28 protein-coding genes and 1 other RNA gene are annotated in these 23,593 nt (G+C 37.8%); 6 read left to right on the top strand and 23 right to left on the bottom strand.

Annotated elements, in window-relative coordinates; translation table 11 throughout:
* Nucleotides 1-337: 337 nt before the first annotated feature.
* A complete protein-coding gene (gene abrB, locus AB1K81_RS11605; RefSeq protein ID WP_412976796.1) occupies nt 338-613 on the top strand; it encodes a transition state genes transcriptional regulator AbrB in 276 nt (91 codons plus the stop codon).
* Between the two features lie 236 nt (nt 614-849).
* Here abrB and AB1K81_RS11600 read toward each other — a convergent pair whose 3' ends face one another.
* From AB1K81_RS11600 to tadA, 20 genes are all read right to left on the bottom strand, one after another.
* A complete protein-coding gene (locus tag AB1K81_RS11600) occupies nt 850-1,533 on the bottom strand; it encodes a hypothetical protein (protein WP_412976795.1) in 684 nt (227 codons plus the stop codon).
* Between the two features lie 118 nt (nt 1,534-1,651).
* Nucleotides 1,652-2,188 carry a DUF5412 family protein gene (locus AB1K81_RS11595; RefSeq protein WP_412976794.1) on the bottom strand — a complete coding sequence of 179 codons (537 nt, stop codon included), beginning with the start codon at nt 2,186-2,188 and terminating at the stop codon, nt 1,652-1,654.
* Between the two features lie 323 nt (nt 2,189-2,511).
* Entirely contained in the window at nt 2,512-3,378 is an 867-nt protein-coding gene (gene rsmI / locus AB1K81_RS11590) for a 16S rRNA (cytidine(1402)-2'-O)-methyltransferase (protein WP_412976793.1), read from the bottom strand.
* Complete coding sequence (locus AB1K81_RS11585) at nt 3,356-3,649, bottom strand: GIY-YIG nuclease family protein (protein WP_412976792.1); 294 nt, start codon at nt 3,647-3,649, stop codon at nt 3,356-3,358. Before AB1K81_RS11585 ends, rsmI begins: the two co-directional genes overlap by 23 nt.
* Nucleotides 3,642-4,382 (bottom strand): tRNA1(Val) (adenine(37)-N6)-methyltransferase, encoded by a 741-nt coding sequence (locus AB1K81_RS11580; protein ID WP_412976791.1) that lies wholly within the window; start codon nt 4,380-4,382, stop codon nt 3,642-3,644. The genes AB1K81_RS11585 and AB1K81_RS11580 overlap by 8 nt, the downstream gene beginning before the upstream one ends.
* Before the next feature lie 305 nt (nt 4,383-4,687).
* Nucleotides 4,688-5,026 (bottom strand): DNA replication initiation control protein YabA, encoded by a 339-nt coding sequence (yabA, locus tag AB1K81_RS11575; RefSeq protein ID WP_412976790.1) that lies wholly within the window; start codon nt 5,024-5,026, stop codon nt 4,688-4,690.
* 14 nt (nt 5,027-5,040) lie between these two features.
* A complete protein-coding gene (locus tag AB1K81_RS11570) occupies nt 5,041-5,868 on the bottom strand; it encodes a PSP1 domain-containing protein (RefSeq protein WP_412976789.1) in 828 nt (275 codons plus the stop codon).
* Nucleotides 5,869-5,872: 4 nt separating this feature from the next.
* Nucleotides 5,873-6,859 carry a DNA polymerase III subunit delta' gene (gene holB / locus AB1K81_RS11565; protein WP_412976788.1) on the bottom strand — a complete coding sequence of 329 codons (987 nt, stop codon included), beginning with the start codon at nt 6,857-6,859 and terminating at the stop codon, nt 5,873-5,875.
* 311 nt (nt 6,860-7,170) lie between these two features.
* The gene (locus AB1K81_RS11560) at nt 7,171-7,611 is read right to left on the bottom strand and encodes a YaaR family protein (protein WP_412976787.1); all 441 of its coding nucleotides are present in this window, start codon (nt 7,609-7,611) and stop codon (nt 7,171-7,173) included.
* 27 nt (nt 7,612-7,638) lie between these two features.
* Nucleotides 7,639-7,968 (bottom strand): cyclic di-AMP receptor DarA, encoded by a 330-nt coding sequence (locus AB1K81_RS11555; RefSeq protein WP_412976786.1) that lies wholly within the window; start codon nt 7,966-7,968, stop codon nt 7,639-7,641.
* Nucleotides 7,969-7,981: 13 nt separating this feature from the next.
* Nucleotides 7,982-8,617 (bottom strand): dTMP kinase, encoded by a 636-nt coding sequence (tmk, locus tag AB1K81_RS11550; protein ID WP_412976785.1) that lies wholly within the window; start codon nt 8,615-8,617, stop codon nt 7,982-7,984.
* Between the two features lie 14 nt (nt 8,618-8,631).
* Nucleotides 8,632-10,050: an aminotransferase class I/II-fold pyridoxal phosphate-dependent enzyme gene (locus AB1K81_RS11545; protein ID WP_412976784.1), complete on the bottom strand. Its 1,419-nt coding sequence runs from the start codon at nt 10,048-10,050 to the stop codon at nt 8,632-8,634.
* Between the two features lie 83 nt (nt 10,051-10,133).
* The gene (locus AB1K81_RS11540) at nt 10,134-10,328 is read right to left on the bottom strand and encodes a sigma factor G inhibitor Gin (RefSeq protein WP_412976783.1); all 195 of its coding nucleotides are present in this window, start codon (nt 10,326-10,328) and stop codon (nt 10,134-10,136) included.
* A gap of 79 nt (nt 10,329-10,407) precedes the next feature.
* Nucleotides 10,408-10,674 (bottom strand): pro-sigmaK processing inhibitor BofA family protein, encoded by a 267-nt coding sequence (locus tag AB1K81_RS11535; RefSeq protein WP_412976782.1) that lies wholly within the window; start codon nt 10,672-10,674, stop codon nt 10,408-10,410.
* Nucleotides 10,675-11,737: 1,063 nt separating this feature from the next.
* Nucleotides 11,738-11,962: a YaaL family protein gene (locus AB1K81_RS11530; RefSeq protein ID WP_412976781.1), complete on the bottom strand. Its 225-nt coding sequence runs from the start codon at nt 11,960-11,962 to the stop codon at nt 11,738-11,740.
* 15 nt (nt 11,963-11,977) lie between these two features.
* Nucleotides 11,978-12,574, bottom strand: a complete 597-nt coding sequence (gene recR, locus AB1K81_RS11525) for a recombination mediator RecR (protein ID WP_412976780.1) — start codon at nt 12,572-12,574, stop codon at nt 11,978-11,980.
* 16 nt (nt 12,575-12,590) lie between these two features.
* Nucleotides 12,591-12,911, bottom strand: a complete 321-nt coding sequence (locus AB1K81_RS11520) for a YbaB/EbfC family nucleoid-associated protein (RefSeq protein ID WP_412976779.1) — start codon at nt 12,909-12,911, stop codon at nt 12,591-12,593.
* 302 nt (nt 12,912-13,213) lie between these two features.
* Complete coding sequence (gene dnaX / locus AB1K81_RS11515; RefSeq protein ID WP_412976778.1) at nt 13,214-14,899, bottom strand: DNA polymerase III subunit gamma/tau; 1,686 nt, start codon at nt 14,897-14,899, stop codon at nt 13,214-13,216.
* 175 nt (nt 14,900-15,074) lie between these two features.
* Nucleotides 15,075-15,340: signal recognition particle sRNA large type (gene ffs / locus AB1K81_RS11510), an RNA gene on the bottom strand.
* A 53-nt stretch (nt 15,341-15,393) separates the two neighbouring features.
* Nucleotides 15,394-15,867, bottom strand: a complete 474-nt coding sequence (tadA, locus tag AB1K81_RS11505) for a tRNA adenosine(34) deaminase TadA (protein ID WP_412976777.1) — start codon at nt 15,865-15,867, stop codon at nt 15,394-15,396.
* A gap of 77 nt (nt 15,868-15,944) precedes the next feature.
* Between tadA and AB1K81_RS11500 the strand changes: the two genes are divergently transcribed.
* From AB1K81_RS11500 to AB1K81_RS11480, 5 genes are all read left to right on the top strand, one after another.
* A complete protein-coding gene (locus tag AB1K81_RS11500) occupies nt 15,945-16,478 on the top strand; it encodes a cysteine hydrolase family protein (RefSeq protein ID WP_412976776.1) in 534 nt (177 codons plus the stop codon).
* A gap of 70 nt (nt 16,479-16,548) precedes the next feature.
* Nucleotides 16,549-17,838, top strand: a complete 1,290-nt coding sequence (locus tag AB1K81_RS11495) for a glycoside hydrolase family 18 protein (RefSeq protein WP_412976775.1) — start codon at nt 16,549-16,551, stop codon at nt 17,836-17,838.
* A 125-nt stretch (nt 17,839-17,963) separates the two neighbouring features.
* Entirely contained in the window at nt 17,964-19,004 is a 1,041-nt protein-coding gene (locus tag AB1K81_RS11490; RefSeq protein ID WP_412976774.1) for an aldose epimerase family protein, read from the top strand.
* A 69-nt stretch (nt 19,005-19,073) separates the two neighbouring features.
* Nucleotides 19,074-19,493 (top strand): hypothetical protein, encoded by a 420-nt coding sequence (locus tag AB1K81_RS11485; RefSeq protein WP_412976773.1) that lies wholly within the window; start codon nt 19,074-19,076, stop codon nt 19,491-19,493.
* Nucleotides 19,494-19,629: 136 nt separating this feature from the next.
* A complete protein-coding gene (locus AB1K81_RS11480; RefSeq protein WP_412976772.1) occupies nt 19,630-20,367 on the top strand; it encodes a class I SAM-dependent methyltransferase in 738 nt (245 codons plus the stop codon).
* Nucleotide 20,368: 1 nt separating this feature from the next.
* Here AB1K81_RS11480 and AB1K81_RS11475 read toward each other — a convergent pair whose 3' ends face one another.
* The 3 genes from AB1K81_RS11475 to xylA form a co-directional block, all read right to left on the bottom strand.
* A complete protein-coding gene (locus AB1K81_RS11475; RefSeq protein WP_412976771.1) occupies nt 20,369-20,539 on the bottom strand; it encodes a hypothetical protein in 171 nt (56 codons plus the stop codon).
* A 102-nt stretch (nt 20,540-20,641) separates the two neighbouring features.
* Entirely contained in the window at nt 20,642-22,141 is a 1,500-nt protein-coding gene (gene xylB, locus AB1K81_RS11470; RefSeq protein ID WP_412976770.1) for a xylulokinase, read from the bottom strand.
* A 57-nt stretch (nt 22,142-22,198) separates the two neighbouring features.
* Nucleotides 22,199-23,521: a xylose isomerase gene (gene xylA, locus AB1K81_RS11465; RefSeq protein ID WP_412976769.1), complete on the bottom strand. Its 1,323-nt coding sequence runs from the start codon at nt 23,519-23,521 to the stop codon at nt 22,199-22,201.
* Between the last annotated feature and the right edge of the window lie 72 nt (nt 23,522-23,593).

Raw genomic sequence — 23,593 nt, 5'->3', positions numbered from 1 at the left:
GATTCTTCTATTGTATCGATTTTAACTATAGATTTCCATTTTTTCATATTATAAAAATAACATCTACCTTGAATTATTGGCGCTAAGAAGATATTTTAGACCAAACATGGTGTAGACAGGCATATTTTTTATATTGTAACTGGATATTTATAAGTTTTTTTGCATTTTTTGGTTTAGGGTCCCGAAATAATGGGTATGAAAACAAAGAATGTTAATTCATAAAATTTTCCTATTATTGTATTAATAAATTTGACAGATATAGGAGAGGTTTGCTAATATAGCAAAGAAATATGTCGAAAAGTGACGAAATAGGCTTATAATAAGGAGGGGAATATTTATGAAATCTACTGGTATTGTAAGAAAAGTAGATGAACTTGGAAGAGTAGTAATCCCGATTGAGCTACGTAGAACTTTAGATATCAACATCAAGGACCCACTTGAAATTTATGTAGACAATGACAAAGTAGTATTGAAAAAATATCAACCAAATATGGCGTGCCAAATTACTGGGGAATCATCTGATGAAAATATTTCATTGGCTAACGGTAAAATCGTATTAAGCCCTGAAGGAGCAAAACTACTAATTGAGGAAATTCAGTCTCGTTTTAAATAGGTAGTTCAGATAAGCTGAAGAAGCAAAAATCACGTTAAAAACCATACAAAAAACACCGATATATTAAAAAACCTAATTAACATCAAAGTACTTAAAAATATGGAACCGGTCCCAATTGTTGGACACTCAAATCATAACAATTGGCGTCCGGTTTATTTCTAAGCTTCTTTTAATACTTTGTATTTTGCTTTCACGTAATGTACCCGTTACTTGAAGTATAAATATTCTCATAGAATTTACTTTTCATCTTTGAAATATTCTACCTCATTTTCATGTGGTTTAGATGAGCTTTGCATTTGTTTTATCATTTCTATCCAATCTTCGGAATTTATCATTTCTTCTCTATATGTTTGAAAATAACTATCAGTAGCAATATCTGCTCCATTTTCTAATTCCGTTATTGTCGGTGAATGCATACCCTCTATATTATCTAGAATTGCTCTTACCCATTCATCATTAACAGACTTCATCAATTTAAATTTCTCTACTTGATCCGAAGACAACACAAAAGTATTATTATTACTCAATTCTGCCTCATCCAATTTTCTTAAATATATTCCAAAGTATGATGCCATATATACAGGATAAGGATTAGCAAAATGGTTCTCATCCTCTTTACGTTTTAACCAGTCTTCTGCAAGGTTGACTACTTTTTCTCCTCTTCTATAAATCTCTACATAATTTGATTGTAAATAGTCTAATTGCTCTTTAGTTATTTGTTCCTTCTCAATAATTTCTTCTAAATAATTACTATTCATTACTGTTGAGGATGATAATATAGAAATATCATTTACCAGTGTGAAAGATAAATATCTTTCAAATTGTTGGTTCTCTTTGTATTGTTTAAACCCAAAAGCTGTTATCAATACAAAACAAATTGATATCAGTCCTATAATAATAAATCTGTTCTTTTTCTCCATTATGTATCCCCTTAATAAATAGCCTAATTCAACAAACTCGCTCCATTAGTTCTATACTTAATACTAACATAATATTCAAAAAACATTATTGGATTTTACAAATAAAAAAAGATGATCACTAATATCCGTATGTTTCTCCTTTTTTTAAATTTAGGGTGTGATTGTTAATTGATATAGTGCTATTATTCTTCCATTCCACTTCAACTTGCTCTTCTCTATCACGATAATATATTCGTTTCTTAAACCAGAGCGGTCCGTTTAATTCCCCTCTTATCCCATGTGAGCCTAGAGCTCCTGCATCATAACGATAAAAATCAATTGTATACTTACCATCAGGAGACTGCACTGTTTTTATGTATTCATTCGCGCCAAGTGAAGATGCAAATAGCGTTAACAAAACCGCCAGGGAGAGAACAATAGCCATTAATAGTGACAAAATTATAGTGAACCAACTTCTAATTTTCGTTCGCCAATTCCTTTTATCTTTAAAACCAATTATGCCAAAAACAAAAGCTAATAAACTAAATACTAATAAAATATAATTTGGTTGTGCGATCATCCAAGTATGATTAAGATTAGAATACAGCGAATAAAGCCCTAATCCAAAACAAACAAGTATTAAATAAAAGGAACCTACGTTATATCTTTTTGCCACAAAATTTCCCCCTTTAAATTATCCTATATTGACATCTATCCTTTTTATTTAAGTAAAATAACTATATACCTAGAATTACTATGTATAAATCGTATTATAATTATGAGACTTTTTCAACACCCTAAATTCTTAATTAACCCGCAATTTAACTAGGAGTTATCGTACCAAATAGCATACAATTCACAGTACATTCAATCCAGTGGCTATAATATAAAAACAAAAAAATAGTGCTAAATCCTATAAGAATTAGCACTACATTTATACTTTCATTTAAATTTTCTCCATAAATACTAAACTATTTACCGTTAAAGTTGAGCTCTTTTTTACACATGATAGGCTTGATATACTTCTCGTTTCGGAAGGTTTCTATCTTTTGCTACTTGCTTAATAGCGTCTTTACTGGACATACCTTCCTCCATATAATGCTTCACATGGTCACTTAGCTCTAAGTTTTCCCACCAAGCTTCTTTTTCTACTTCTTCCGGCTCTGAACTACCCTCTACTACTATACAAAACTCACCCTTAGGTTCATTTTCATTTGCCCATTCTACTAACTCATCCACGGTTCCACGTACATATTCTTCAAAGCGTTTCGTTAGTTCACGAGCAATGGCGATAGGACGGTTTCCGAGTGTTTTCTGGATAGACTTAAGTGTTTCCTTAATTCGATATGGGGACTCATAGAAAAGAATCGTTGCTTGCAAACGCCCTAATCGTTCAAGTTCTGCCTCTTTATCCTTTTGCTTCCTTGGAAGGAAGCCGTAAAATAAAAACTCTTTATTCGGTAATCCCGACCCTACTAATGCACATAAAGCAGCATTTGCACCAGGAAGCACAATGACAGGATATTCCTGTTCGGTTGCCGCTTTTACGATTTCATATCCGGGATCTGAAATGGCTGGCATACCTGCATCACTTACTAACGCGATAGATTCACCGTTTGCTAATCTTTCAAGCAGCTGCTCTTCGCGTCCATGTTTATTATGCTCATGATAGCTAATAAGCGGTGTTGAAATCTCAAAATGATTTAATAGTTTCTTCGTATTCCTCGTATCTTCAGCCGCAATAACCGAAACTGATTTTAAAATAGAAAGTGCTCGGTAGGTAATGTCTTCTAAATTCCCAATTGGCGTCGGTACAATATACAAAGACCCTACATCATGCGTCTCAAAGCTCTTTTGTACTATCATATTGCATAACCTCTTTCAATTTATCCCGGATTAATTGGAATTTCCCTTTTCTAGTTAACTGCTTAATCTCATATTCCCTTTTCATCGCTTCTTCTTTCGTAGGGAATTTTTCCACAAACATTACTTGAAAAGGACCACGTCCACGGGTATATTTAGCTCCATTACCTGATTCATGCATCTTGATTCGATTTTCTAGGTCATTCGTGTAGCCTGTATATAATGAGCCGTCACCACATTTTAGTATATATACTGTATGCTCTTGATCAGTCATAGATAATCTCCTTTGCTTCCTCAGTGTATGTACCATCTTCGTTATAAATAAATAGTGGAGGCAAGATATGTAAATCTGCTTTTCCATCGCGAATGCCTTCAACTAACAGCATATTCGCCTCTCGACCTTTTTTTGGATAAACAAGGCGGATGCGCTTTGGTTCTAATTTATATGCACGGAACGTCTCTAGAATATCAACAAGACGTCCAGGTCTATGCACCATCGCGACCTTCCCACCAGGTCTAACATGTAGTTTACAAGCTTTTACCGCATCTTCTAACGTACAAAGCACTTCATGTCTTGCAATCGTTAGATGCTCATTTTGATTATGCTCTGTACTAGATGGGGTTTTAAAGTATGGTGGATTACAGGTTACCACATCAAAGCTAGAATGTCCCAATTCTTCCTTTACATTTCGGATATCTCCATGAATCATTCTAATTTGCTCGTTCAGGTTATTAAGCTCCACACTACGCTTTGCCATACTAATAATCCTGTCCTGTATTTCTACACCAACTATACTAGCTTTCGTTTTTCTAGACAAAAGGAGCGGGATGACGCCATTGCCACTGCATAAATCAAGAATCTTACCACGTTTCATTGGTATTTGGGCAAAATTCGAAAGCAACACCGCATCCAGTGAAAAGGAAAAAGCAGTAGGACTCTGAATAATCTGCATCCCCTCATCCGCCACCAAATAATCCAACCTCTCATCACCAAACAACTCAACCATAATCTAAATCCTTTCTAATAGTGAAAGTAATATTTCTTAAAAAATATGAAATAGGAGAATTTAATTAATTTTATTGCACTGAGCGGCCAGAATACACGGAGACTCCTACGGGAATAGTGAGCAAACGGTCTTCGATGGGGCGAGTAATCGCAGCCCCAGGGTGAGACCCCGCAGGACGTAGTCCGAGGAGGCTCACCGGTCACCCCGTGGAAAGCGGAGTGTATTCTGGCCGCGGTTCCGGCATAGAAACCAAAACAAAGAAAAGCTGTCTGGATTTAATCTTAACCAGACAGCTATATTATATGTTATTTCTTTTTACTAAGAAAATCTAAACAAAACATACAATCTTCATTTCGTCTCGGGCTTCCAAATTCTAAATTACAAATATGAAAACCTTCCTCATACAGCCTAGCTAAATTATCATAACCCTCACTCGGCATCTTCGTAAATTCCTCACCAGCAACATCCTGGTCAGGTTCGAATACATCTAACCGATTTCGCAAATGATGATTCTCCATAGCTAAGCGATGATTTTCCTCTAGTAAATCACTAAGCTTCCCTTTTAAGTCACCTAGTTGTTCATATAATTCACCAATTTGTTTTTCCATATCGGATACTTGGTCAAATATTTGTCTTTTTTGCAAGTCGACTCACTCCATTATTCTTGGCCCTGAGCTGTCACAATTCCTTCTTCGATGAGTTCATCCAAGGTATATTCAATAACACGTTCTTTTGCTGGAATTTCAATTTGAATTACGCGATCAAGAATATTTAGACCAACAACTTGTCCTCTTCCATGTGGTGTTTTGACATGTTCACCTAAATCCGGAAGCTCACGTTTTGCTTCTTCATATTCATCATTCTCATATTTTAGACAACACATAAGTCTTCCACACAAACCAGATATTTTTGCTGGGTTAAGAGACAAGTTTTGATCCTTTGCCATTTTAATGGAAACTGGCTCAAAATCCCCTAAGAAAGTGGAACAACATAACATTCTACCACAAGGACCAATCCCACCAAGCATTTTTGCCTCGTCACGGACTCCAATTTGTCTTAATTCAATTCGCGTTTTAAACATGGTGGCTAAATCTTTTACCAGTTCACGGAAGTCTACTCGTCCGTCTGCTGTAAAGTAGAAAATAATCTTATTGCGATCAAATGTATATTCCACATCAACTAAGTTCATATCTAACACATGCTCTTCGATTTTCTCTGTACATGCGGCAAATGCTTGATCGGCATATTCTTTATTTTCCATTACGGTTAATTTATCTTGATCTGTTGCTAGACGAAGAACTTTCTTTAATGGAAGAACAACATCTTCCTCGTCAACTTGTTTATTGGCAATAACTACTTTACCAAACTCAATCCCCCGAACTGTTTCAACGATGACATAGCTATCAACTTCGATATCAAGCCCAGCTGGATCGAAATAATATATTTTACCCGCTTTTTTAAAACGGACACCAATGACCCCAATCATTTTTTCACCTCTCTATTTGAAGTGTCAGCTGTTCCATCACAAGAGTCGGATGAACATTTTGCTTCAATTTTCTTTTAGCATCTAGTAAATCATGTAAAATAGAGACTAATTTCTCCTGTGAAAAATACATACCTAGACGCTCCAGTCTCTCGTCTTGCTGGAAAAAGATTAACGCTTCCTCATTTTCCAAGTGATAGTACAGTATATCTTTAAAAGCTAATAGCAATAAATCGATTCCTTGCTCTAACTGTGCTCTGTCTTTAAAGGTAGATAACCAATGATTGTGTATAAACAAATATACATCATTTGAATTATCTGTAAATACTTCTACTAATTGTACCACTAACTTTCTAGCTACGGCAAACCACTCATCTTGGCTCCATTCCATTGCTTCTTCTAAATTATTCGTTAAAGCACTCATTAATTTTGCACTTTGTTCATTTAACCCTGATTCTATTAATTTTTGTCTAAAGTGAATTGGGTTTAATGGCTGAAGATCAATAATTTGACACCTAGAACGAATCGTAGGTAATATAGCCTGACTATTCTCTGTCATCATGATTGCCGTTGTTTTTTTGCTAGGTTCTTCTAAAAATTTCAAAATACGATTTGCTGCATTAGCCGTTAGGGTATCGGCACCTTTTATTATATAAACTTTCTGATCAGACTCTAGACCAGAATAGGTAAATTCTTTTTGTAAGTTTTTAATCTGTTCGATTTTGATAGATTGACCATCCGGTTCAATCCAATGGACATCAGGATGATTATGCGAATCAATTCGCTTACAATCGGTGCAGGCTAAACAAGGATTAACACCAGATTTATTTTTACAGAACAAGACCTTCGCAATCAACACCGCAATTGCTTCCTTCCCCGTCCCACGCGCACCCTGAAGTAAATAAGCATGCGAAATCCGGCCCTTCTCAATACTATTCGTAATAACCCTACACACCATCGGCTGAACCACAGCCACCTCAGACCACGTCTCCATAAAAAACCTTCCTCACAACTCGTCCATTTATTTCATAGTATTTCATATAAAATTATAAAAATGATTTATGATAATGGGTTGCGTATTGAAAACCCAAATATAGTTGTTGCTGTGAGCGGTCCGAATACACGAAGACTCCTGTGGGAGGATAGGCATCGGTGAGACCCCACAGGAGCTTTAGCCCCGAGGAGGCTCACCAGCCGCCCACGGCAAGGTAGACACTGCGAGGTAGTCTCGAGCAGATGTCGCCCCTGTGCTGGAAGTAAAAGCGAAGTGTATTCGGACCGCGGATCTAGCACAACAACCAAAAATCAAGTATATATGTTAATCAGCAGACCCTTAATCTCCCCAATCAAACCCAACAAATCCACCGACTTCTTTTCCTGACTCATAATCTCTTCCGTTAACTCCATCAACTTCTCATCAATCGCCTTAACCAACGTCAAATTCCGGCTACTACCCGTATAACTAAAACTTAGCGACTTCTGCAAATCCAACCCATTCGAAACCGCTTCCTCTAAAAACCGCTTAATAAGCCGCTTAAACTTCACCAAATCCTTAAAAGATCGAAATCGCGCTAAACGATCCCCTTGAACCGTAATATCACTCATTAACCTCTGCAATTCAGAGGCTTGCATTTTTTGGGCTTGGGACTGAACCAGCGATTCAAAGGAAGGTTGATTTTGCTTCATTGTACGAACATTTTTTTGCGAAGTATCGACTTGCTTTAATATTTCCTGACTTATCTTCATTAGCCCAGCCCCTTTCCACAGTCTACTTTAAAATTGAAAAAAAGATTCAATCGGTAAAACAAACACGGTTGCTCCGCCAACCTCAACTTTAACAGGTCTAGGAATATAAGAATCTGCATTTCCACCCATTGGTGAAATCGGTGCTACCATCTGTTCACGTTGCGAGCAGTTGTCTTTAATGATTTGCAACACATCATCTACATACTCATCTTCACAACCGATAATTAACGTTGTATTTCCTTCTTTTAAAAATCCACCAGTTGTTGCAAGCTTTGTAGACTTATAATTACTTTTTCCAAGTGCATCTGTTAATCGATTGGAATCCTTATCCTGGATAACTGCCATGATTAACTTCATATGCTAACCCCCTTTACTCTATTGTATTTAAATACTGGGTTATTAATGATAGGCTGTCTTCTTCCACTTTGTTCATCGTCTGATCTGCATTAATAACGTGAATTCTTTCTGGGAATCGTTTTATTAATAATTGATAGGCTTCATAAACTTTTTCATGAAAATCTATGTTTTCTAAATCTAACCGATTGCGCTCTCTATCCTTATTTACTGATATTCTTTCTAACCCCTTACTAGGTTCAATATCAAAGAATAGAGTTAAATCCGGCATTGCATCTTGTATCGCAAATTGATTAATCGTAAATACTTCATCAATCCCAAGTCCTCTTGCATAACCTTGGTATGCTAAACTGCTATCAATAAAACGATCACATAGTACAATTTTTCCCTCTTTTAGTGCGGGGAAAACCTTTTCTACTAAATGTTGTCTTCTAGCTGCTGCATATAGTAGCGCCTCTGTTCTTCCATCCATTGCCGTATGTAACGGATTAAGAATAATATGGCGGATTTTCTCTGCAATATCAATACCACCTGGTTCACGTGTTGTGACCACATCATATCCTAACTGTTGTAGCTTTTCTGCTAAAGCGTGAAGAATAGAAGTTTTTCCTGCCCCTTCGCCACCTTCAAACGTTATAAAATAACCACTCAAATTTTTCTTCTCCTTTAATTACCAATAAAAACCTGTATACCTTGTTCGATATCCTGGTGCTGTATGGTTGCTCCTTGCTGTATTAAATGCTGAATTAGCCTAACCTGTTCCTCTAAAATTCGCTCACCCTTTAATATTACTGGAATACCGGGCGGATAAGGAATAATCGCTTCTGCCGCAATCATACCGATTGCCTCTTTCAATAGAACCTGCTTCTTTGGTAAATGGAACATGTCATGATAGCTTAAAGCTAGTCCATTTATGGGTTCTGGAAATAAATCATCTAAGTCTATTGTAGCATGATTTGGCTTATATTTATATCGTTCGTTCATGGAATTTACGATTTTCTCTATTTCTGAAAAACGTTCAAACTCCTTTAAGCCATGAATGAACAGCACTTGTTTTTCTGTCGCAAGCTCTGGATAAACATGATGCTCCTCAAACATCTTAGCTACTTCAAACCCAGATAATCCTTCCTTAACATGTAACGTAAGCTTTAAAGGATCATGACTTTGTATTACGTTCCAAAGCCCTCCACGTTCAAAAATATCCCGAAGTATAGTAGCACTAGTGATTATTTCGTTAACATCTTCTCGAGATAGATTGGCTAGAAAATGCCTCGCTATATCAAGAGAAGCCATTAATGGATAAGACGGGCTACTTGACTGGATTACCTGTAAGTAATGCGCGACCTTTTCCTTTGTTACATAGTTTGATTTAACATGTAAAAGCGAAGCCATCGTCATTGCAGGTGCCATTTTATGCGCAGACTGAACGACAACATCAGCACCTAACGCTAGTGCTGACTTAGGAAAAGGCTCCCCAATCGAAAAGTGAACCCCATGTGCTTCATCCACTAATACCGGAATATTGTACTCATGGGCAAAATCAATCATCTTTTTGATATTGTATGTATTTCCAAAATAATCCGGATACGTTAAAACAACTGCTTTCGCATCTGGATGGTGTAAAATAGCTTGCTGAATGGTTTGGAAACTTGGCGCTGTATAACGATGGACCTTTTCATCATATTCCGGACTAACAAAAATTGGCTTTGCACCACTAAGCTCTAGTCCATTCATAATCGATTTATGGCTATTACGCTGCACAATGATTTTATCACCTGGTGTACACGTTGAAAGGATCATCGCAATGTTCCCTGCAGTACTGCCGCCTACTAAGAAAAATGTATGATCCGCACCAAAATAATCTGCAGCAAGTAATTGAGCTTGTGCGATTACACCTTGTGGGGCATGTAAGTCATCTAGTCCAGTTAGTTCTGTTAAATCAATAGGTAACATCGATTGAAAATACGGTTTTGCTATTTCCGGTAAGATTTCACCGCTTTTATGCCCTGGAACGTGAAAGGATATTGGCTTTTGTTTGCTAAATTTTATCAAATGCTTAAGTAATGGCATCTCTTGTTGGTTCATTTTTATTTTCCTTTCGAGAACTAATACTAATATCATAACAAAAAAGCCTTTGCAAGAGAATATGCAAAGACCTGTTTTACATTCTATGAAAATAGTGTAGGTTGGTTAATATTTTTTAGTTTTTGTAAGTAATAATTATACTTTTCCTCACGAGGTTCGGTATGAATCATATTATATTCACACTCGGTGCAAATAAACATATTGTAGACATGTATGCCGCGCACCTTTTCTTCCTCGCAAATTCCACAATGTTTAAATTCTACTATTCTTTCTTCCATTTTCCCCACCTCCGTTAAACTAGTAATTAGTTTGTCCATGTTTAACGGAAGCTATACTATAAATCTTTGAAACTTTTAATTAAGGAAGGATAAGCATATGGATTGCTGCAAGAGACGCAACTCCAAATAACCCTAAGAATCCCGAAACAATTGCAGTAAATAAATTAATCGGAATATGTAACCCAAATGAACCACCAATTACATTAAAAAAGAATAAAAATAAAATCCCAATGCCTAATTTAACCGTTCCTTGTACAAGAAAACGCATCGGCTTAAATGAAGTCCCAACAACAAGTAATAGTACGATAACCCCAACCATGATGGAAATAACGATTGTCGGATTCACTAACATCAACTCCTTTAACTTGTCCCTTATATTAGTAAATATGATTAGGGACGTGAAAAAAGAACTGATTATGTTTTAAAAATATATTTGTAAATATCTAAATCCCTACATCTATCCTATACTAAGGCCGTAATCATAAAAGCAATATATAATAGAATAAGTGTGATAACAGATAATAAGAAGATTTTAACCTTTTCCATATCCTTACCTCCTTTTGTTCAATTTTTCTATCGAATTACATTTTACCTTGTAAAATAAGAGTATAACAAATAAATATAAAAAGTATCTCAAAAGTAACATAATCATAATTCAGACTATAGTTAATCATATCAATGACCAGGGCATTTCTTGTTAAAAATTGATTGACCTAATATTTGATTATTCACCTACTTGTTTCAAAGTGAGGGGGTAAGGATTAATTTTGAATAAGTAAATAAAAAACCATACCTGTCTAAGCATATGGTTTTTACATGAATTTAGACTCCCGGTCTAGTAATAAAACAGTTTAGAAGCTCCCATCTCATCATAAGATGAGCCAGTAATACTAATACTTCCAAATCCCCAAAAACTTATACCTAAGGAGCCTGCTATTTTATTATGACCGTATTTTGCGTAAATATGGTCACTTCCTGCTACAATTCCTGCTACTTTAGATTCAATCGTACCCCTTAAATAACCACCCTGAGTCGCGCTTACACCTTTAATGCAGAGGAAAAATCTATTCAGAAGAAATTAAAAAAGAAGTAATGGAATTGAAGTTGTCTTAGAATAAGATTGGGATACGCATTAAGTCTCAAATTACAACTTGGATAAGGTGGTATAGACAGGGAGAGAAACACCGTTTGTCTCAACACATTTGCAAACAATATTCCTATAGGAAGGATCCTGAAGAATTAGTAAAATAGATAAATTAAACTTGATGCTAAATGAGAATTGCTGTTCAAAAATTACAACTATATATGGTCACTCTTAAATTTATACTGCCTTTCCCCTGTTATACTCAGGGAAAAGGCAGTATATGTGCTTCTCATATTACTAGTTCAAACCTGTAGTTGTTTCTACCTTATTTGCTATATCGTATTGCGCTAATCTTACGGTGCTTTGCTTCCCTTAATAAAAATAGATACTTGGATTGAGCTAATTTTTCTGTGCTACTCCCATCAAACGATGGTTCTATGGAACGACCAACTATGGATTTAACTTGTTTCCACTCACGTTCGATGGAGAAGATAGCATCTAGTAAAAGCTCATCAACCTCTCGCTTTTGCTTTTTCTTCTTTCTTCCCACAAGTGTCACCTAACTTTACAGTTCTCTCCTACCCTCTAAAGCTTTTGATAATGTGACTTCATCTGCATATTCTAAATCGCCACCAACCGGTAATCCGTGTGCAATTCTTGTTGTGCGGATTCCTGAAGGTTTTACTAAACGCGAAATGTACATGGCAGTGGCTTCTCCCTCGATATTAGGATTTGTCGCCAAAATAATTTCATTCACTTCTTCATCTTGTAAACGATTTAACAAATCTGGAACATTTATGTCTTCCGGACCAATTCCATCCATTGGTGAGATGGCACCGTGAAGTACATGATATTTTCCATGGAATTCTTTCATTTTTTCCATTGCGATGACGTCTTTTGGATCTTGAACGACGCAAATAATGGAATTATCTCTAGTTGTGTCAGAGCATATGCTGCATGGATCTTGGTCAGTAATATGTCCACAAATAGAGCAATGTGTTAATTCTCGTTTAGCATTGACGAGTGAATTTGCAAATTCAAGTACATCATCATCTTTCATATTTAACACAAAAAAAGCCAGTCGAACAGCCGTTTTTGGCCCAATACCTGGCAATTTTGTAAAGCTGTCAATCAGCTTTGAAATTGGTTCCGGATAATACATGAAGTTTCCTCCTAGATTAGAACATGCCTGGCATGTTTAACCCTTTGGTAAATTGACCCATTGTTTCGTTTGTTTTGTCGTCTACTTGTTTGATGACTTCGTTTGTTGCAGCAAGGATTAGATCTTGTAGCATTTCGATGTCGTCTGGATCGACTACTTCTTCTTTAATTTGAACGTCTATGATTTCTTTTTTGCCGTTGGCTTTGATGGTTACCATTCCGCCACCTGCTGTTGCTTCAAATTCCATTTCGAATAGTTCTTCTTGTGCTTGCATCATTTTCTTTTGCATTTTTTGCATTTGTTTCATCATGTTGCCCATATTTCCCATACCTTTCATGGAAAACGCCTCCTTTGATATTCAAAAATTTGATTGTTTTCTTGCCTAGTCCGTGGCGAGAATATACTACGCTTTCCGCGGGCGGCTGGTAAGCCAGGCTTCTACTTGAGTAAACTTCCTTGCTGCCTTGCCCCGAGGAAGCCTACCGCGAAGCGATACTTGCAGACGCAGGGGCATCTATCGGGGTCTTACCGATGCCTTTCCTCCCGCTGGAGTCTCCGTATATTCTCGCCACTTAGAGCGTAAACTCAGTTTTAGTCCTCTAAACAAATCTTTTCAAAATAAAACTTGTTTATTAATTATCAATCATGCACCTCTATCAAATCATCTCCGAATAGTTTTCTTGCTTCGTCGATGATGGGTTCGGTGTTGGGTTGGTCGTTGGTTGGTTCTTGATTTTTGATGAATTCGGTTCTTAGTTCTTGCCAGTCATTATTCGGGATTGGAATAATGGTTAGTTGTTTGTTTAGTACGCTTGTCAGTACGGATTCTACTAGTTCACGGTTATCTAGGAATAGTGAACAGTGTATTTCGTATTTGAATGCTACGACTAATGATGTGTCAGAAGCTGCAGCTGGTTTGGAATCTTGTATCGTCGCATGGGCAGGTGCGCTTGTTGTTTTTAATTTGTTTAAAAAGTTTGCCCAAACAGTTTGTACTTCCTTCAGTGCTGGCTTTTCTGCTTCTTTTAATACGTTGCGAATTCTTTCGTACGGAACTTTGTAGCTGTTTTTCGATTTACTTGATTGTGTTCTTCTCTTTTCAGGCTGTTGTTGTTGCACCACGTTTCCTTGAGGTGGTGCCTCCTTTAGGTTCGCAATTTCTTTTTCAAGATTTGCTAACTTTTGCGTTAACTGCATGACAGCCTCTGAAGAAGCTGAGTCGGCTGAATCAGCCTTTTCTTCATAACGATTCGAAATCGTAATAATGGCAATCTCAATAAACACTTTTGGATTGTTTGACCATTTCATTTCTTGCTGTGTTTGATTTAATTGTATAATCGCGTGTTGAATCCACGGTTCTGAGATTACTTCTGCTAACTGTTTAAAGTCATCGTCAATAATCGCTCTTTCTAGGATTCCCTCTAGCGTCGGAGCACTTCTGTAGAGTAATAAGTCTCGTAAAAAATATATGATATCATAGACAAATCGAGCTGGGTCTTTCCCGTTTTGAATGAGTTCATCTAACATTTTTAATGCAGATTGCACATTCTTCTCCTGCATTGCCGCTACGATATCGGTTAGAATCTTTTGGGAGACCCCACCGGTAACCGCCAGTACATCTTCTAATTCTACCCGTTCCTCGCTATAGGAAATTGCTTGATCTAGAATACTCAGCGCATCACGCATTCCACCTTCAGCAGCTAATGCTACTGCATCTAGTGCTTCTTTGGCGACGGTAACGCCTTCTGCATCCAATATCGTTTGCATCCGTTCCACGATAGCTTGATTGGAAATCGGTTTGAAGTCAAAGCGCTGACATCTGGAAATAATCGTTAGTGGTATTTTATGCGGTTCTGTTGTTGCTAGTATAAATACGACATGCTTTGGAGGTTCTTCTAATGTTTTCAGCAATGCATTAAACGCATTGACAGAAATCATATGGACCTCATCAATAATGTACACTTTATATGGGACAACACTAGAAGCATATTTTACGTTATCACGTATTTCCCTAATATCATCAACGCTCGTATTAGAAGCAGCATCAATTTCGATTACATCGGAAATAGCACCATCTTGAATGCCACGACATGCTGCACATTCATTACAAGGCTCTTTTACCGGAGCACGCTCACAGTTAATGGTTTTCGCAAAAATTTTAGCCGCACTTGTTTTACCAGTTCCACGTGGACCGGAAAACAAATAAGCATGTGAAAACTTCTGCTGAACAATAGCATTCTGTAGTGTTCTCGTTATGTGGCTTTGGCCTACAACGTCCCCGAAAGTTCTAGGGCGCCATACGCGATACAATGCTTGATAGCTCATAATTGATTCCCCTCTATGATTTCTACCTAATTATACCGATTTTAAGATGGAATGTGAATGATTATGAAAAAAGAAATCGAATCCATTGTAACTAGAAGTATTTAATGAGGATTAATGTATTGAGGTACGACAAAGCCCCTTGTTTGATACAAGAGGCTTTAAACTCATATGTATGCCGTGCACCCACCGTCGATGAAGTGACCCCATGCGTTACTCAAGTTCATGGCTCAGTTTAGGTAACCCCACGGCACACAGGAATGACCACTTACTGCTGCTTCCTTCCGGACCTGACAGGGTTCGTGGGTTCCTGTTGCGCAGGACCTAAACGTCAACACCAATCCCTTGAGGCAGACCACACGGTCACTCACCTCGTGATGGGAATTCAGCCTCGCTACAGCGGATTGCGAGTACAGGGCACCGCTACCTCCCCGCCTAGCACGGTAATATCCATTATAACATGTTGAGAGAAAAAATCAATGGACTCGTGTATGAGATTATTTGGAAGAGGATTGTTTTCTTTTAGCCCGCAGCATTTTAAAGAAGCTAGTAAGCAGTTCACTGCACGCCTTCTCTAGGATTCCTGAGGTTATTTCTACTTGATGATTAAACCGTTTCTCATCCAATAAATTCATTAACGTCCCTGCACATCCCGCTTTCGGATCTTTTGCACCGTAAACGACTCGCTTTATTCTAGATTGCACAATTGCCCCTGCACACATGGGACAAGGCTCAAGTGTGACGTACAGTGTACAATCTTCTAATCGCCAGCTTCCAATCTTTTTATTTGCCTCTTGTATCGCGATTAATTCAGCATGGGATAATGTCTGTTGTGATAGTTCTCTTACATTGTACCCGGTTGCAATTACTTCATCCTGGAAAACGATGACTGCTCCAATCGGTACTTCATGTTTTTCCTGTGCTTTCTTCGCTTCTTCTATTGCTAAATTCATATAAAATTCATCGTTCATCTGTTCACAACTCTCATGGAATAATCTATTTTTATTTTAACCATAATAAAGACTCATCAGTATAAGGAGGTGTTCATTTGTTTGATAATCTAAACAGCACTGCCATCTTATTTATTGATTTAATCAATGATTTCAAGTTTGACGGTGGAGAAAAGCTTCTTGCTAATACGGAAGAGATTTTACCAAATATAGTAAAACTAAGACAGCTTGCAGAAGAGCACAAACTTCCGATTATTTATGTAAATGATCATTACCGACTTTGGCAATCTAATCCAGATACGATTATAAAATATTGTATGAATGAGGCAAATGAACATATTATCCAACAACTAAAACCAAAACCGAATGATTACTTCCTCATTAAACCACAGCATTCTGCCTTTTTTCAAACACCATTATTGTCGCTGCTTCGTGATTTAGGGAAAAAACATTTAATGATTGCTGGAATAGCTGGGGATATATGTGTGCTTTTTACCACAAAGGATGCGTATATGTATCAATTTTCTATGCATATTCCGAAAAATTGCACGGCATCGGAGAACAAGCAAGGAAATGATTATGCCTTATACTTAATGAATTCCGTGATGAAAGCGAATATTGACCCTATCTAAAAGCATAACGTACATGCTCCCTTCATAAAGTGGAATATAGGTACATTTATGGACTTTAAGGAGGGAGATTATGCAAATTCATGTTGTCTCGCCAGGTGATTCTTTATATACAATTGCAAGTACATACGGCTCTACCGTCGATGCGCTTGTTAATGCAAATGAATTAGACGCTCCGAATGAGCTCGTAGTCGGGCAAGCTTTAGTTATTCCGATTGTTGGTCAGTTTTATTTCGTCCAACCTGGAGATAGCCTCTATACGATTGCTGGGCGATTTGGGATGAGTTATCAGGAACTTGCTCGTGTTAATAATATTCCGGTAAATGGCGTCCTGCCCGTAGGTTTACGATTATATATTCCACAAGGACCGCGACCTGAGATTATCGCGAATGCTTACATCGAACCGACTGGTGGTACTGTATCGCAAGCATTAGAAAATGCCGCTAGAAAGCACACTCCATATTTAACCTACCTAGCTCCATTTAGCTATCAGGTAAACCGAGATGGCAGTTTAAACGCCCCACCACTTAATTATTTCAAAGAAATTGCTGATGAAAACAATGCTAGTTTAATGATGGTTGTAACGAACTTAGAAGAAGGTGCCTTTAGCGCGGAACTTGGCCATATTATCGTAACGGTTCAAGCAGTTCAGAATACGTTACTAGATAATATTGTAAACACCGCTCAACAAGTTGGCTTTACCGATGTACATTTTGACTTTGAATTTTTACCACCAGAAGACCGGGATGCCTATAGTACCTTTTTATCAAGGGCCAGGGAACGTCTCTCCCAGGAAGGACTATTAATGTCTACAGCTCTTGCACCAAAAACAAGTGCAGAGCAAGAGGGAGCGTGGTATGAGGCTCATGATTATGGTGCCCACGGATCCGTTGCAGACTTTGTGGTGCTTATGACGTATGAATGGGGATATAGTGGTGGACCTCCGATGGCCGTATCACCAATTGATCAAGTCCGAAGAGTAGTAGAATATGCTCTAACCGAAATGCCACCGGAAAAGATTTTATTAGGGCAAAATTTATATGGATATGACTGGACCCTACCATTTGAACCTGGTGGTGAATATGCTCGGGCAGTTAGCCCTCAACAGGCCATTGCTTTAGCTCGCCAGTATAACGCTTCAATCGAGTATGACACCACTGCTCAAGCACCACATTTTAATTACTGGGATGAGGAAGGAAATGAGCATGAAGTCTGGTTTGAAGATGCCCGTTCGATTCAAGCTAAGTTTGATTTAATAAAGGAACTTGGGTTACGGGGAATTAGTTACTGGAAGCTTGGCCTAGCATTTCCGCAAAATTGGTTGCTGCTTCAGGATAACTTTACGATTTCAAAGTCTGAATAAGGGTTTAGGGAAGAATCGTGCAGTACCTATTCTGTGCGATTCTTTTTTTGTTTTACCGTCAGACTATTCCATTTTCTATGTGATACAATCAACTTACAGAATATTGCAGATAAGGAGCAGAGAACGTGAAGATAAAGACAAAACAACTCCAGAATAACTGGAAAGTGTTCACATTAACTAATATAAATGGAGTAACCGTAGAAGTTTTAAATTTCGGGGGTATTTTGACTAAAATCCTCACTCCGGATAAAGAGGGCAGGGTGGGAAATATTGTCTTAGGATATAAAAATATGTTGGATTATCAACATGACCCCAACTACTTTGGTGCACTGATAGGACGAGTTGCTGGGAGAATTCAAAACGCAGAATTTGTATTAGACGGAAAGACGTATCGATTAAAAGCAAATGAAGGGCCTAATCATTTACATGGCGGAAATACCGGGCTACATAAAGTAATCTGGAATGCAGATCCATTTGAAGAAGAGGATAAGCTTGGATTGAAGTTGTCTTATTTTAGTAAGGATGGAGAAAACGGATATCCTGGTAATGTTAACATAACGGTTACTTACACCCTAACCAATGAAGACGAGCTTATCATAAATTATTCCGCTACAACGGATAAAACAACCGTACTTACCTTAACGAATCATACTTACTTTAATTTAAGTGGTGATTTGAAGGAGACGATTCATCAGCACCATGTGACAATGGATAGTAGCCGATTTGCGCAATTAGATGCAAGGCTACTCCCAACTGGCGATATTCTTGATGTTACCAATTCTACATTCGATTTTCGTTCTGGGAGAGCACTTGCGAGTGGCATTCATAGTACGATGGATCAGCATAACATCGTTGGGAATGGCTATGATCATTATTTTATATTTGACCAGAAAAAACCGTACGCTGTAGTTGCAACAGAGCCGGTTAGCGGTCGGGTACTTAAAATGAAAACTACCCAACCGGGCATGGTTATGTATACCTCCAATAACTTAGGTTCTAATGCCTTGCTAAACGAGGGGATGTCAAAGAATTATCTAGGTGTATGCTTCGAAACCCAAAGCTCACCTGCATCATTACATCACGATGGATTCCCTTCCATTCTCTTGAATGCTGATGAAAGATATCAGGAACAGACTGTTTTTAAGTTTGGGACATTAATGAATTAAGTTTAGGGGAAAAGATGTAAGAAACATTTTTTTGTTCATAATCATCTTTATATAGAGGGGGGAATTAGTTTGAAATTACAATGGAGTATGATGGTTATAGTATTGATTTTGTTTGTCACATTGATTTCAGCTTGTTCAGGTCAAGATTATGATAACTTAACAAGGATTGACGTACAAAAGAGTACTCCAGAAGGAAACTACGAAGATCCTGCTATCATTACGGAAGAAGAAACAATTACAGAGCTCAAAAGAATTTTCCAGCAAATTAATTGGGGCCCATCTATACAACCATCCATGTCTCGAATAGAAGACGTGTGGGTTACCTTATTTTATACCATCGAAGAAGATATGCCTGAAAGACTTTATGAATATCGGATATGGTTCGAGAGCGATGGTCATGCAACCATCATTAGTGATAAAGAAGATGAGGGCTATGGGTTCTTAAATAAGGAGGATACAGCAATACTTAAAGATATTTTGATGAACTAGGTTTTTTATACAAAACTTTGGAGATGGGGCAGTGGGGCGATATTGGGAATTTGATAAACTTTATGAAGTTAGTACAAAATTGCCTTTGGAATTAGACTTTCTATAAATTACCTTAAATTGTAGGAGATTAAAGTTTATGAAACAAAATAAATACGATGATACGAAATTCTTTTCTGCATATGAAAAAATGCCACGATCCGTTCAAGGGCTTGAGGCTGCTGGTGAATGGCATGTATTGAAAGATATGATACCTGATTTGCAAAATAAACATGTACTGGATTTAGGATGTGGCTTCGGTTGGCATTGCCGTTATGCGCGTGAACAGCATGCAAGCTCTGTTATTGGCGTTGATATATCGACTAAAATGCTTCAAAAAGCTCGAGACTTAACGGATGACCCTGCAATCTCGTACATGGAAATGCCAATTGAAGACATCAACTTTTCAGGTTCGCAATTCGATGTAGTAATTAGTTCGTTAGCTTTTCACTATATTAAGTCCTTTAAAGAAATTTGTAATAAAGTGTACCACTGCCTAAAACCTGGGGGAGCATTTGTATTTTCTGTTGAACATCCTATTTTTACTTCTCGAAATGAACAAGATTGGTATTACGATGACAGTGGGAACCGCCTGCATTGGGCTGTTGATCATTACCAATTAGAAGGTTTAAGGGAAACATCATTCTTAACGGAGAATGTAGTAAAATATCATCGAACTTTTTCGACCTATATGAATGACTTACTTACGAGTGGCTTCCAGATAAAAGAAGTGAAGGAACCCACTCCTTCTGAAGAAATGTTAAAACGTGATCCTAGTATGCAGGATGAACTCCGCAGACCGATGTTTTTACTAATTTCTGCAGAAAAGTTACAGTAAGCTAAAACAAGCTACCTCCCATCATAAATGGGGTAAAAATTAACGCTAATACTAAACTAAGTAGTAATGTTATCAACCAATCTCGTTTCTTATTCATCTTGAACAATAGATTAAGTACGGAACTAATACAGAAACAAATGGTAAAGGCACCTAAAAACATAGTTGTTCCCATGTTTTCTCCTCCAATGATTGAAATCCAACATAGCGAAGGTGCTTGCACCCTCGCTATTATTGTAATTTTAAAAAATATTCTTTTCACCCGCAACTCTTCATCTTACTTACGAAACGCAGCTAACTGATGATTCGTATCTTTTGTCGTCGAATATATATCTTTATAAATTCGATACAATTCTTGATATTTCACAACATTTTCAGGAATTGGTGTAAATGTTTTATCTACTTGTAAAAATTGATCCGCACACGCTTTTAATGATTCAAACCAACCACAGCCATATGCAGCGAGCATTGCAGCTCCCATCCCTGGGCCTTGTTCACTATTAAGCCGAACGATTTGAGCATTGAAAATATCTGCCTGGATTTGGAGCCATGTTTCACTTTTTGCACCGCCTCCGATTGAAATGACTGTATCAATGTTTTTACCATTTTTTCTAAAGATAGCAATGGATTCATTTAAGGATAACGTGATTCCTTCTAATACAGCCCGAACAAAGTGCTTCCGCTCATGTGAGCTGTCCATACCAATGAAGCTCGCTCGAATATTCGCATCAGCATAAGGAGTTCTTTCCCCAACTAAATACGGAGTAAATAATAGCCCCCCTGAACCAATATCAACAGAGCCTACATCTTCTAGAAGCGCTTCAAACGGTTCATCAGCGGCAAAAACATCTTTAAACCATGTTAAGCTATACCCCGCGGCAAGTGTCACTCCCATAGTGTAGTAAGCATCTGCAACGGCATGATTAAAGTAATGTACTTTCCCGCCATAATCTTTATCACGATTCGGCTCATAAGAAAGGACAACACCAGAAGTTCCAATACTACATAATGTTTTCCCGTCTTCTAAAATCCCTGCACCAATTGCTCCACAAGCATTATCTGCTCCACCTGCAAACACTGCGGTTGAAGCAGAAAGTCCTGTTTCACCCGCAACCTCCTCTTGTATAGTCCCTACTTTTTCATGGGATTCAACTAAAGGCGGACAAAGACTCTGTTTAAGTCCAAACAGTTCACAAATTTCCTTGCTCCACTGTTTCTCACTCACATTTAGTAATAATGTTCCTGCTGCATCTGAGTATTCCATATGTAACATACCGGTGAGCCTATACCGAACATAATCCTTCGGGAGAACAAACCTTTCCGCCTTCTCGAAAATTTCTGGCTCATGCTTTTTCACCCAAAGTATTTTCGGTAATGTAAATCCCTCTAATGCTGGGTTTTTTGTTATGTGAAGCAATCGTTCTTCACCAACGACATGATAAATTTCCTGACATTCAACCGTTGTTCGTGTATCATTCCAAAGAATCGCGTTTCTTAGCACATTCAGCTCTTGATCTAATAATACTAAACCATGCATTTGGCCAGAGAAACTAATCCCTTCTATATCATCAGGATTTCCGTCAAATCCCTTTATTAACTCCTTTAATCCCGCAACCGTTTGAACAACCCAATCTTCTGGATTTTGTTCACTATAGCCTGACTTTTCTTGAATTAACGGATATCCTTTAGACACTTCTTGGATAACCGCTCCGTTTTGATTCACGAGTAACATTTTCACCGCACTCGTTCCTAAGTCCACGCCAATGACATATTTCATCGTAGCACCTCACCTAAGTTAATTCCCACTGGAGCGAACGACCAGTGGGAAACAAGTTTAATCTGCAAATGCTCTTAATAAATATTGGTTAATCGTAGCCTTAATGAATTCAGTTCGACCGGAAGTATGGTTAATATCCGTTAGGGCTAAGGCATGCTCCTCTAATTTATGGAAGTCAGCTCTGCCTTCCACAATATCAAGGCCGATTCCTTCAGTAAAACTACTATAACGTTCTTCAATAAAATCGTCTAACACCTTATCATCCACTAATTGCTGGGCAACTTTAAGTCCTACCGCAAAGCTATCCATTCCTACAATATGGGCATGGAATAAATCTTCTGGAGTAAACGATCCACGACGCACCTTCGCATCAAAGTTCAGTCCGCCACGACCTAGCCCACCATTTTTAATAATTTCATACATTGCTAATGTTGTAGAATATAAGTCTGATGGAAATTCATCCGTATCCCAGCCTAGTAATGGATGACCTTGATTCGCATCAACGGATCCTAACATGCCATTCACTCGTGCATATCGAAGCTCATGCTCGAATGTATGACCAGCAAGTGTTGCATGGTTTGCTTCGATATTGAATTTGAAATGCTCTTGTAATCCATAGTGCTGTAAAAATGCATAACCACTTGCAACATCAAAATCATATTGATGCGATGTTGGCTCTTTCGGCTTAGGTTCAATTAGAAACTGTCCATCAAAGCCAATTTCTTTCGCATAATCCACTGCCATATGGAAGAAGCGTCCTAAGTTATCTAATTCAAGCTTCATGTCCGTATTCAGAAGTGTTTCATAGCCTTCACGTCCACCCCAGAACACATAATTTTCCGCACCTAATTCCTTCCCAATCTCCAAGCCTTTCTTTACTTTTGCAGCAGCATAAGCAAAAACGTCAGCATTATTAGAAGATGCCGCCCCATGGACAAAACGTGGATGGGTGAAATTATTAACTGTGTTCCATAGTAATTTTGTTTTGCTATCCTTCATATAATCCTTGATCATTGCGACAATTGTGTCTAGGTTTTGATTGGATTCTCGTAATGTATCTCCTTCTGGTGCAATATCCACATCGTGGAAACAAAAATACGGAACGCCTAGTTTTTCAAAAAACTCAAATGCTGCTTCTACTCGAGCCTTCGCTAAATCAAGACCAGAAAACTTATCCCAAGGTCTACTTGCCGTACCGACACCGAATGGATCGGATAAATCTTCAGTGAAAGTGTGCCAATACGCTACCGCAAAGCGTAAGTATTCTTCCATTGTACGGCCACCGATTTTTTCTTCGGGGTTATAAAATTTAAACGCATAAGGGTTTTTAGATGTTGGTCCTTCATACGTAATGTTATGGATTGTTGGAAAATTAGACATGTTATTACCTCCTAGTATTGGATATTAATCTTCAAAGCTTTTAAAATAGATATATACCTTCGTTTATCTATT

This window comes from Ornithinibacillus jepli (genome assembly GCF_047228935.1).
Lineage (GTDB): Bacteria > Bacillota > Bacilli > Bacillales > Amphibacillaceae > Ornithinibacillus.
This window is presented reverse-complemented; position numbering and strand designations above follow the sequence as displayed.